Genomic DNA, 11,798 nt, shown 5'->3' on the forward strand with positions numbered 1-11,798 from the left:
CAGGGGCGGGACCTGCACGAGGGCCTGAGTGAAGCGGCGCAGCAGGCCAAGGCGCATGAGGCCGGCGACCAGGACGAGGTGACCAAGAGCCTGAAGGCGCAGAACGATGCGATCAAGGGCTCGGGCAGCGGCAACAAGGCCGAGGGCGAATTCCCCGAACTCAACGAGCCGCATGTGGTGCTGGCCAGTCCTGCGGGGATCGAGGCCACCACGGGGGGCTCGATGCACTTGGTGAGCACCGAGCACCATGCGATCACCAGCGGGGCGCACACCAGCATTGCAGCGGGCAAGAGCTTGCTGGTCAGCGCCAAGGAAGCGGTGCGCATCGCCGCTTTCGAGAAAGGCATTCGCCTGGTGGCGGCAGCGGCGGACATCGACATCACGGCACTCAAGAGTTGCATCAATGTCATCGCCAAGCTCGACATCAAGATGGAGGCCAATCGCATCACCATCACCGCCAAGGAAGAGGTGCTGGTCAATGGCGGAACCAGCTACACACGCTGGAACGCGAGTGGCATCGAGAGCGGCACCAACGGCATCTGGCGCGAGCATGCGGCCGTGCACAGCCTGGTCGGCCCCAACAGCAAGGGGTCGCCCAAGCTGCCGGAGCCGACCCAACTGCCGAAAGGGCAACTGGATCTGCACAACCACTACATCAAGAGCGATGGCACGCCGCGACAGGCCGTGAAGCAGGGCGAGTACACCGTGGTGGATTCGGAGGGCGGCACCCACAGCGGCAACCTCGATGCCAAAGGTTTTGCGACGGTGTCCGGCTTGCCGATCGGCGGCGCCAAGATCACCTTCGGTCCGGATCCGCGCGATCCCTGGGACGAGGGCAGTTACTTCGGGCCGCCGCACGAATGGCCGCCCAAGCCGCTGGACGAGAAAGCGACGACGAGCGGCGCTGCAGGCGATGCGGGCGCCTTGCCTGCAGCGAGCTTGCTGTCGGCCAAGGGTGTTCTCGGCGGCGCCAAGGGCGCGTTGGGGCAGATCGGCCAAGTGGCCGGAACGACGCAACAAGCCGTTGCTGCCGTCCAGGCCGTGCAGCAAGGCGGCGCGCAGGCACTGCTGGGACAAGCCGGGCAGATCGCCTCTGGCGCAGCGACCCAAGCCATTGGAAAGGCTGTGAGCGGCGCGCTCGGCCCGATGGGTGCGCCTGCAGCATGCGTGGCCGGCAGCGTGATTGCCGGCGGCATGAATGGCGGGCTGGGGGGCGCAACTGCCGCGGCGCAGAACAGCATGAGCGGTGCGGTGGCGTCGGTCGTCCCCAAGCTGCCTGGCGCATTGCCCAGCCTGCCGACCTTGGGCAGCGTGAACACCGCAACAGCCATGACAGGCAGAACACCCGGCTTCGCGGGTTGACGGCGGCGCAGGCCCGCCGGTTGCGAGGGCCTGAAGAGAACAAATCAGATCGAGGAAGCAAAAAAAATGGCAACGCAGGGACCGCAGGAAACCAAGCCGCGCGAAAAGCAGACCGCGGTCGCGCCGCTCAACGCCATCGCACCGCAGGACATCGGTGCCGGTGCGGCGCGTTTCGACAAGTGGTTGCGCGACATCAGCAACGACTACGTCACGCTGGAGCGCTTGAGCACGGTGGCCGGCAGCTTGCCTGTCATCGGCAACATCATGGCGTTGATCGACGTGATCATGGACATCGTCCTGATCAGCGGACGATTCATCAAGAAAGAGGCCGTTGATTTTCTTGCGTGGGTCAACCTGGGCATCAACCTGATCGGTGTCATCCCCGCGCCGCCGAGCATGGCGGCTGCCCGCATGAGCCTGCGCCCGGCACTGCATCTCGTCAAACAGCAGCTCAAGCACAGCGCCTCCAACATCGGCGACGCGTTGATCTCCGTGTTGGTGATGCACCTCAACGACAAGATCGCCGGCGAGATCGAGAAGTTTGTCGACGGGGCAATGAGCAAGCTCTCGGGCATCCTGAACAACTGCGCGGACAAGGCCGACGGCGTTGTCGACGACCTCATCAGCGTGTTGCGTCGCTGCACCGGCGGCGAAGACCTGTTCAAGATCGCGGGACCCAAGCCCGAGAGGAACACCTACAACCCCAAGAAGGAGAGCATGTGGAACCGCATGCTCGCCGCCGCGGACCGCTATGCCAAACAGGCGGCCAACTACGCCGTCAAGGTGGCGGCCGCACGCCTGCCCGACAAGGCCAAGGCGGTGGTCAACATCGTCATCAGCAGCCTGACCGACTTCAAGGGCGCGCTGCGAGCCAAGTTGATGGCGCTGGCCAGTGCCGAGACCGAGCGCTCGATCATGTGGCTGCTCAAGCGCCTGTTTGCCGCCGTCAAGAAATTCAAGGCCAAGCGTGCCGCTGTCGTGCCGCCCACCAAGGGCACCCAGGCGCAGGCCACCAGGCCGGGTCACGAACTCGGCGCCGTGAACACCCAGGCTGGCGCCACTGGCAGCGGCAACTGTTGCAAGCAGGGGGCCGCCAAGGCCAAGACCCGCAAGTCCATCAGCTTCGCCACAGGCAGCGAGAGCTTCACCCACACGGATTTCGTGTTGTCGGCCACGCTGCCCATCGAATGGAGCCGCACCTACAGCAGCGACCTCGAAGCCTATGACCAGGGCAGCTTTGGCGCGCGCTGGCTGATCCCGTACACGACGCGCATCGACGTTGTCGAATCCAAGGGCCGACGCGCGCTGGCCTACCGTGCCGCCGATGGTCGCAGCCACGACATCCCCTGGCTGGCCGTCGGCCAAAGTCATCGCAACGCCATCGAGGAATTCACTGCCACGCGTGTGACCGACACGCTGCTGGTGCTCGACTTCGGCAAGCCGCTGCCTGCTGGTGAACCGGCCGACTGGCGCGAGAGCTACGAACTCGTCGACACGGTCAGCAGCAAAGCCGCCACCCAAGGCAAGCAGCACTTCCGTCTGGTGGCGCAACATGCCAAGGACGGCGCCGCGATCGGCCTGCGCTACGACCATGCATTGCCTTCCGGCGAGCAGGTGCTGAGCGATGTCGTCAGCAAGCAGGGCGACGTCACGCTCGCGCATGTCGGCATTCGGCCACATGCGATCTCCGGGCGCATCGAATCCGTCTGGGAACTGAAAGACGGGCAGGTCGTTCGTCAACTCGCCGGCTACACGCACGACGAGGCCGGCGATCTGGTCGCGGCGCAGGACGAGAACGGCGCCGCCTGGGCCTACCGGTACAGCCACCATCTCGTCACCCGCTACACCGACCGCACTGGCCGCGGCATGAACCTGGCCTACGACGGCACCGGAGCCCAGGCCAAGGCGATTCGTGAATGGGCGGACGACGGCAGCTTCGACACCCGCCTGGAGTGGGACGAGAACATCCGCCTGACCTATGTGACCGATGCGTTGGGCCAGGAAACGTGGATCTACTACGACATCCTCGGCTACACCTACCGCGTCATCCACCCGGACGAGAACGAGGAATGGTTCTTCCGCGACGACGCCAAGAACATCACCCGCCATGTGCACGCCGACGGCACGACCGACGACTACGTCTACGACGACGCCGGCAACCTGCAGACCCACACCCAGGCCGATGGCAGCCAGGTCCACTTCGAGTACGACAAGCTCAGCCGCCTGACCGGCGTGCGCGATGCCGAAGGCGGCGCCTGGCGGCGCGACTACAACCCGCAGGGTCACCTCACCGAGGAAACCGACCCGCTCGGCCACAAGACCCAGTACGCCTACGACAAGGCCGGGCGACCGGTGCAGATCACCGACGCCAAGGGCGGTGTCAAGAAGCTCGCCTACACCCCGACGGGCGAACTCGCCAGCTACACCGACTGCTCGGGCAAGACGACCACCTGGACCTACGACCCTCAAGGCCGACTCGCCCAAAGCACCGACGCCGCCGGCCAGGTCACCAGGTACCGCTACACCGCGCTCGACGAGCAAACGCTGACGGCGGCCCAGGCGGGCGCCAATCACCCCGGCCAGCTCGAAGAAGTGATCCACCCCGATCAGACCAGCGAGCGCCTGGCCCATGACGCCGAAGGCCGCCTGCTGACGCACACCGACGCCCTGGCGCGCAGCACCCACTATCGCTACGCCGACGCGGGACTCATCGCCGGGCGCACGGACGCTGCGGGTCATACGCTGAGCTACCAATGGGACAAACTGGGGCGCCTCACTCGGCTCGACAACGAGAACCGCAGCCACTACCAATTCAAGTACGACCCCGTCGGTCGCCTGCTCGAAGAAACCGGCTTCGACGGCAAGGTGACCCAGTACCGCTACGAAGAAACCAGCGGCGTGCTCACTGAAGTGGCAGAAGCAGGGCAGGTCACCCGACTCGCCTTCGACCCCTTGGGTCGACTGGTCGAACGCGAAGCCGCCGCCCAAGCCGAAACCTTCGCCTACGACGGCAACGGCCGCCTCGTCGAAGCCCGGAACCGGGACGCCAAGCTCCAGTGGTTCTACGACCCCGCCGGCAACCTCACCCGAGAGCACCACGCCGACCTCGCCAAGGGGCACACCGCCATCTGGCAGCACCGCTACAACGAACTCAACCAGAGAGTCGGCAGTACCCGCCCCGACGGTCACACCCAGGAGTGGCTCACCTACGGCAGCGGCCATGTGCACGGCCTGCTGCTGGACGGCCAGGACATCCTGAGCCTGGAGCGCGACGACCTTCATCGCGAAGTCGGCCGCCAGCAGCACAACGGCCTGGCCCAGACGCAAACCTACGACCCTGCCGGGCGATTGCTCGAGCAGCAGATCACCCACACGAAACCGGCTCCCGGTACCACAGGCGCCGCCGCCGTCGGTATCCGTCGCAGCTACCGCTACGACAAAGCCGGTCAACTCACCGGCATCGGCGACAGCCGGCGCGGGCGCCTGGACTACCGCTACGACCCGGTCGGGAGATTGCTCGAAGCCCAGAGCCAACTGGGCAAGGAAGTGTTCGCCTTCGACCCCGCCGGCAACATCGCCGACCCGGTGCAGAAGGAGCTCGGCACGGCAGCGCTCGCGCGCGAACAGCGCGTGGCCCCCGGCAAGCTGCTGGACAACCTGCTCAAAGAGTACGCCGGCACGCGCTATAAGTACGACGAACACGGCAACCTCATCGAGCGCACGAAGAACGGGCAGAAGACCCTCTTCAGCTGGGACGGCTTCAACCGCATGGTCAGCGCAAAGAGCGAGGAGGGCACCACGACCTTCCGCTACGACCCGATGGGCCGGCGCATTGCCAAGGCCAGCGGAGCGAGAGAGACCCTCTTTGGTTGGGACGGCGACACCATCGCCTACGAAAGCGCAACACCGCTGGACCCCAGGGCCCGGGAGCAGGCGCACACCGTGCACTACGTCCACGAGAAGGACAGCTTCGTGCCGCTGGTGCAGGTGCGCAGACAGCGCTCCCTTCAGCTGAGCCCCACCACCGACGTGAAGGCGCTGATGCAGGCCAACGGCGGGGCCTACGACATCGAGCAGGACCCGCTATGGAACGGGCAGGGGCTGCAGCAAGCCAGCGCCGAGCCGTTCAGGCCTGAAGAAATCGCTTTCTACCAGTGCGACCACCTGGGCACGCCACAGGAGTTGACCGACTCGGAAGGCCAGGTGTGTTGGAGTGTGAGCTACAAGGCTTGGGGGGAAGCCAAGGAGGTTATCTCCGAAGCGGCCAAGCAGGCGGGCATTGCGAACCCCATCCGGTTTCAGGGTCAGTACTTCGATGAAGAAACTCGACTGCACTACAACCGGTACCGGTACTACGATCCGCATTCAGGGCGATTTGCGAGCAGTGATCCTATTGGGCTATTGGGGGGATTTAATAATCACGCCTACGCTGCCAATCCAATTGAATGGGTTGACCCATTTGGCTTGGTCAACTTGAGGCCGACAGATCCGGCTCGAGGCTCATTGACGACCGTCCAGACACGTTGCTGGTACTTGAGAGAAGAGTCCAGAATTGATGCTCAACTCGGTTGTTGCAAATCTCCCAAAGAAAGGGCGAGATTGGCTCATAAATTGAGAAATGAAGCAAGAATACGCGCTCGTCTTCTGGCCAATGATCCGAAGATGGGGGTCGGTTTGTATATCGGAGGGGAGGCGTCGGCAACGGGTAAGGCAGAGCCGATGCTTAAGTGGAAAGATGCAGTTGCCAAGGCGCAGGCACGCGGCGCAACGGGAAATGATATCTACAAAAGTATTGAGGAGTCCTCTCAGAAATCCAGGGCCTCAGTAAATAAGGTGTTATCTGGTGTGGATTGTGAAAAAGAATTGAGAGGTCTGTGATGAGGAAATTCCATGAACTCACGACTCAGGAAATCGAAAAATCGATCGGCCGGTTGAAGAATGAAGGTCTTCTTCTTGAGGAGACGGTTTTTATTGCGGAGGCAGATGTGTTGCGTTGTCGATTTTTGGGGAGACGTGTCAATATCAAGATTGATCTTGCGTATGGTGCGGAGATCGATCCGGTTGATTCGTTTTCCAGCAAGGAAGTCGATGAAATTTCAAGCTTAATACTGACGAGGTTGTGATTTTAAATTTCGAATGGCTGTTGGGGAGATCTGAGATTCTGTATGGTATTCGATTTGAAGAATTTCAAAGTTCTGTTTTGCCAATTGAAATTTCCGTCTTGTTATATCGAAAGGGCGAGGGGTTAAATGGTCAGGATATTGGTTCATCTTCATGCAAGCGACATCCCGAGCAGTGTTGAGTTTTATGAAAAGTTCGGATTTACCCTTGCTGGTGATGATGTTGATGGATCTGGAGTCAGATTCGCAAGAATGGCTCACAGCGCCGCACCGTTTTTGGTCCTGAATTTTCGCGACAACAGCTGTTTGCTTGGCGCCTACAAAGAGGTCGATGGCACGGACCTTCCCGTGGTGGCATTCGGTTTAATTTCTTCTTGGGATGAAGATTTCTTTGGCTGGCAGAATTTGATATTCGAGAGCTTCAGTGATCTTGTTGTCAAGCACGTTTCTCAGCCCTATGGAGAATGGATTTATTTGAAAGATCCTGCTGGAAATAACATCTTGTTTTCCAATTCTGATTTTTATTGAGATCCAACGCGCACTGATGCGTTGCCACCCATGAGCCAAAGCCCATGCCCTCCCAAATAATCATCCAAAACCACAACCTCTGGCGCAAAGGCGCCGGTGGTGCCCCCGCAGGTCTTGCTGGCATGGCCGACAGCTATGCCTATGCCGGCCTGGACCTGAACCTTGCCCAGTTCGCCACCACCGTCTTCACCGGTACCAGCTTTGCTGCGTGTACGTTCAAGCAGGCCGGCTGGACTGGATGCCAGTTCACAGGCTGCACCTTCACCGCGTGCGATTTCGAGGGCATTTCCATCTCTGGGTGCATGTTCTCCAACTGCACCTTCTCGCAGTCGCGGCTCCAGCAAAGTCGGCTCAGCGCCTGTCAGTTCAACAACTGCCAGTGGAACGGCTTGAATTTCGATGGGGGTCACTGGTCCGATGTCGCCGTGCTTGGATGCACCGGCACCACTGTTCAGGCCGATGGCCTGCGCGGAGAACATGTGGACTTCACTGGCAGCTACTTCGAGCACTTGGAGATGCGCAACGCGCAAATCAATTGAGTTCGACAGGCGGCGCGATCTTTCGGAGCATCCATGCCAAGAGGCACCCCCAACCCCAATCCCATGTATGGAATCTACGGCTATGACGACTACTGGAGCGTCGATATTCGCCGCAACAAGGTGCGCATGGTCAAGGCGTTCTACTTCAACACCCATGGCGGCCGCGAGGGCGCGTTGGCGCATGCCCAAGCCCATCGGGATCAATTCGTGCGCGAACACTTGCCGGTCTTGAAGCGCGAGATCGCCCAGCGCGTGCGGCGTGACAACAAGAGCGGTGTGGCGGGGGTGTATTTCCGCGAGGAGGCGGGCGGGAAAAATCCGATGTGGATCGCGATGACCAGAGTCAGCCCGGAGAAATCGGTCAGCAAGGCTTTTTCGGTCGGGCGGTATGGCCCGCGCGCGCGGGAACTGGCGATTGCCGAACGACAAAAGCAACTCGAGCAGATGACGGGGTATGCCTCGCGTCATCCGGCGGATGGATCGACATCAGCTTTGATCACCAAGCACCCACCGAGTCCGACTGCGACCGCTTCATGCTGATCGCGGTGGGCCGGCAGGGCCTCCATTTCGTCGATTTCCGTCACACACCGTTTCACTTCTCCAGTGCTTCGTGTGCACCAGTTCACAGAGGGAAACCCGCTTGTTGACCGGTGTAAACTGCCCGGTTTTCTCCCTCTCTCGCGGTATGGTGCAAGTGTCACGGCGCACAGGCTTCACCGGCTCGGCGCTCACTCGCTTGCTCGCTCAATTGAGCGACACCGACGTTCCCGAATCCAGGCAAGCCCTCGCGGATCGTTTGAGTCAATGGTTCAGTTGGACCGATGCCATCTCCTTGTCAGCAGCTTTGGATTCCGATCTGGGCGTCGCCGTGTCCGGCGTCCGGGCGTCCGAGGGTGCCGAGGAGGCGCAGGAGTGCGCGCGCCTGAAGGCCGTGCTGGCCAAGGCCAATGCCGACGGCGGCGTAGCCTCGGTGCTGCCGGGCGCGAACGACGACTTTCCGCCGTACCGCCGCCGCTACTTCACGCGGCAACAGGCCATGGAAACCGCCATCGAGCCGCTGCGGGCGCGCCTGCGGGCCCGGCTCGCGACCCGTTCGCCCGAGCTGGCCCGGCTCGCCGCGGTCGATGCCATCCTGGAACAGGTGGTGGGCGCCCGCGAACGCAGCCTGCTGGCGAGCGTGCCGGCGCTGCTGGAGAAACACTTCAAGCGCTTGCGTGAGGCCGCCCAGGCCACCCAAGACGCCAACCCTGACATCCCCCAGCCGCCACCGACCGCCGCCGGCGGCTGGCTGAACGTGTTCGGCCGCGACATGCAAAGCGTGCTGCGGGCCGAGCTGGACATTCGCATGCAACCGGTCGAAGGCCTGCTCGAAGCCCTTCGCGATCGCTAGCCTGCAGCCCCCCAAGAGACAAGACAACAAGCTTCCATGAACAGATTTTTCCATTACGCCGTCTTCCTCGTGGGCCTGGCCGTCGTGTGCTGGGTCGGTGCCAGCTACGTGGGCCACAACCCGCTGGCCTTGGTGATCACGGCGCTGATCGGCGCGTTCTACCTGATGGGCGCGCTGGAGCTGCACCGCTTCCACCAGGCCACCGGCACGCTGTCGCGCGCGGTGAACGACCTGTCGGCGCCGCTGAGGAGCCTCGGCGATTGGCTCGCGGGCCTGCACCCCTCGCTGCGCAATGCGGTGCGCCTGCGCATCGAGGGCGAGCGCGTCGGCCTGCCGGGCCCGGCGCTCACGCCGTACCTTGCGGGCCTGCTGGTGCTGCTGGGCATGCTGGGCACCTTCCTGGGCATGGTGGTCACGCTCAACGGCACGGGGCTGGCGCTCGAAAGCGCGACCGACGTGCAGGCCATCCGCAACTCGCTGTCGGCGCCCGTGCGCGGCCTGGGACTGGCCTTCGGCACCTCGGTGGCGGGCGTGGCCGCATCGGCCATGCTGGGCTTGGCCTCGGCGCTGTGCCGCCGTGAACGCCTGCTGGCCGGGCAGGCGCTCGACACGCAGATCGCGACCTCGTTGCGCGGCCATTCGCTGGCGCACCGCCGCGAAGAGTCGTTCAAGCTCATGCAGCAGCAGGCCCACGCGATGCCCGCGCTGGTCGACCAGCTGCAAGCCATGGTGGCCGCGATGGACCGCCAGAGCCAGTCGCTCAACGAACGCCTCGTCGCCAGCCAGGACAACTTCCACCAGAAGACCGAAGCCGCCTACACGGGGCTCGCCGCATCGGTCGATCGTTCGCTCAAAGACAGCCTGGCCGACAGCGCCCGCATCGCCGGCGAAACGATCCAGCCCGTGGCGAAGGTGATGCCCGAGCTGGTCGGCCAGCTGCAAACCATGATGGCCGCGATGGAGCGCCAGACCCAGACGCAGAACGACCGCCTCGTCGCCAGCCAGGACACCTTCCATCAGAAGACCGAGGCCGCCTACACGGGGCTCGCCGCATCGGTCGATCGCTCGCTGAAAGACAGCCTGGCCGACAGCGCCCGCATCGCCGGCGAAACCATCCAGCCCGTGGCGAAGGTGATGCCCGAACTGGTCGGCCAGCTGCAGACGATGATGGCCGCGCTGGAGCGTCAGACCCAGTCGCAGAACGACCGCCTCGTCGCCAGTCAGGACAGCTTCCACGAGAAGGCCGAAGCCGCGTACAGCGGGCTGGCCGCATCGGTCGATCGTTCGCTGAAGGACAGCCTCACCGACACCGCCCGCATCGCCGGCGCAACGATCCAGCCCGTGGTCGAAGCGGCCATGCTCGGCATCGCGCGCGAAGCAGCGTCGTTGCAGGGCGGCATGGCGCAGGCCGTCGAACGGCAACTCGAAGGCCTTACGGGCCGCTTCGAGGCCTCGACCGCCGGCGTCGCCGACACCTGGAAGGCCGCGCTGGCCGAACACGAGCGCGCGAGCGGGGCGCTGTCGAGCGACCTGCGCGGCACGCTCGAACGCTTTGCCGAGACCTTCGAGCAGCGCTCGGCCGCGCTGGTCGACGGCGTGTCCGCCCGCCTCGAAAGCACCGTGGGCAGCGTGTCCGATACCTGGGGCAGCGCGCTTGCGCAGCACCAGCGCGTCAGCGAAAAACTGTCGGGCGATTCGCACCAGGCACTTGCCGCTGCGGCCGCCACCTTCGAACAGCATTCGGCGTCGCTGCTGCGCACCGTGGGCGAAGCGCACACCAGCCTGCAGACCGAACTGGCCGCGCGCGATGCGCAGCGCCTGTCGGCCTGGAGCCAGTCGCTCGAAGCCATGGCCGCGTCGCTGCAGAAGGAATGGCAGCAGGCCGGCGCGCACACGCTGAGCCAGCAGCAGCAACTGAGCGACACGCTGGCGCAGGCCGCGCGCGACGTGTCGGCGCAGGCCGAGGCCCACGCCAAGCAGACCGTCGCCGAAGTCGCGCAGCTGCTGCAGGCCGCGTCGGACGCGCCCCGCGCCGCCGCGTCGCTGCTCGACACCGTGCGCGAGGCGCATGCCAACCTGCAGACCGAACTCGCCACGCGCGATGCGCAACGCCTCGCGGCCTGGAGCGGGTCGCTCGAGACCATGGCCGCATCGCTGCAGAAGGAATGGCAGCAGGCCGGCGCGCACAGCCTGAGCCAGCAGCAACAGATGATCGAGACGCTCGCGCAGACCGTGCGCGACATGTCGGCGCAGGCCGAGGCCAATGCCAAGCAGACCGTCGCCGAAGTCGCGCAGCTGCTGCAGGTGGCCGCCGAAGCACCGAAGGCCGCGGCCGACGTGATCGCCGAGCTGCGCCAGAAGCTCTCTGACGGCATGGCGCGCGACAACGACATGCTCGAAGAGCGCAGCCGCATCCTCGGCACGCTCGAGACCTTGCTGGGCGCGGTGAACCACGCCTCGACCGAACAGCGCAGCGCCATCGATGCGCTCGTCACGGCCTCGGCCGACATGATGGAGCGCGTGGGCAGCAGCTTCACCGAGAAGGTCGAGAGCGAGACCGAGAAGATGGCCGGCATCGCCGCGCAGATCACCGGCGGCGCGGTCGAGGTGGCGAGCCTGGGCGAGGCCTTCGGCTTTGCCGTGCAGCGCTTCGGCGAGTCGAACGACAAGCTGGTGGCGCACCTGCAGCGCATCGAAGGCGCGCTCGGCAAGTCGCTGGCACGCAGTGACGAGCAGCTGGCCTACTACGTGGCGCAGGCGCGCGAGGTGATCGACCTGAGCATCATGTCGCAGAAGCAGATCGTCGAAGACCTGCAGCAGTTCGCAAGCCGCCAGACCGCTGTGGGCAGCGAGGCCTGA

The 11,798-nt window shown here is 64.0% G+C and carries 8 protein-coding genes; all 8 read left to right on the top strand.

The features are described from left to right. Positions 1-1,362, top strand: a 1,362-nt coding sequence (locus tag AAG801_RS19590) for a DUF2345 domain-containing protein (RefSeq protein ID WP_341889858.1), incomplete at its 5' end; no start/stop codon positions are given. A gap of 66 nt (positions 1,363-1,428) precedes the next feature. After that, on the top strand, positions 1,429-6,240 hold the full coding sequence (locus tag AAG801_RS19595; RefSeq protein ID WP_341889859.1) for an RHS repeat-associated core domain-containing protein: 4,812 nt from the start codon (positions 1,429-1,431) through the stop codon (positions 6,238-6,240). Next, positions 6,240-6,485, top strand: a complete 246-nt coding sequence (locus AAG801_RS19600; RefSeq protein WP_192192316.1) for a hypothetical protein — start codon at positions 6,240-6,242, stop codon at positions 6,483-6,485. Before AAG801_RS19595 ends, AAG801_RS19600 begins: the two co-directional genes overlap by 1 nt. Positions 6,486-6,611: 126 nt before the next feature. Continuing rightward, positions 6,612-7,010, top strand: a complete 399-nt coding sequence (locus AAG801_RS19605) for a VOC family protein (protein WP_341889860.1) — start codon at positions 6,612-6,614, stop codon at positions 7,008-7,010. Positions 7,011-7,054: 44 nt separating this feature from the next. Continuing rightward, positions 7,055-7,549, top strand: coding sequence for a pentapeptide repeat-containing protein (locus AAG801_RS19610; protein ID WP_341889861.1), 495 nt, complete (start codon positions 7,055-7,057; stop codon positions 7,547-7,549). 63 nt (positions 7,550-7,612) lie between these two features. After that, positions 7,613-8,089 (top strand): hypothetical protein, encoded by a 477-nt coding sequence (locus AAG801_RS19615; protein WP_341889862.1) that lies wholly within the window; start codon positions 7,613-7,615, stop codon positions 8,087-8,089. 145 nt (positions 8,090-8,234) lie between these two features. Further along, positions 8,235-8,939, top strand: a complete 705-nt coding sequence (locus AAG801_RS19620; RefSeq protein WP_341889863.1) for a DUF3348 domain-containing protein — start codon at positions 8,235-8,237, stop codon at positions 8,937-8,939. A 36-nt stretch (positions 8,940-8,975) separates the two neighbouring features. Beyond that, positions 8,976-11,798, top strand: a complete 2,823-nt coding sequence (locus AAG801_RS19625) for a DUF802 domain-containing protein (RefSeq protein ID WP_341889864.1) — start codon at positions 8,976-8,978, stop codon at positions 11,796-11,798.

Source organism: Variovorax sp. YR752 (genome assembly GCF_943372545.1).

Coding starts and splice junctions, on each gene's coding strand:
- AAG801_RS19600 (WP_192192316.1), top strand. CDS start 6,240: ATGAGGAAATTCCATGAACTCACGACTCAGGAAATCGAAAAATCGATC.
- AAG801_RS19605 (WP_341889860.1), top strand. CDS start 6,612: ATGGTCAGGATATTGGTTCATCTTCATGCAAGCGACATCCCGAGCAGT.
- AAG801_RS19620 (WP_341889863.1), top strand. CDS start 8,235: ATGGTGCAAGTGTCACGGCGCACAGGCTTCACCGGCTCGGCGCTCACT.
- AAG801_RS19595 (WP_341889859.1), top strand. CDS start 1,429: ATGGCAACGCAGGGACCGCAGGAAACCAAGCCGCGCGAAAAGCAGACC.
- AAG801_RS19615 (WP_341889862.1), top strand. CDS start 7,613: ATGTATGGAATCTACGGCTATGACGACTACTGGAGCGTCGATATTCGC.
- AAG801_RS19625 (WP_341889864.1), top strand. CDS start 8,976: ATGAACAGATTTTTCCATTACGCCGTCTTCCTCGTGGGCCTGGCCGTC.
- AAG801_RS19610 (WP_341889861.1), top strand. CDS start 7,055: ATGCCCTCCCAAATAATCATCCAAAACCACAACCTCTGGCGCAAAGGC.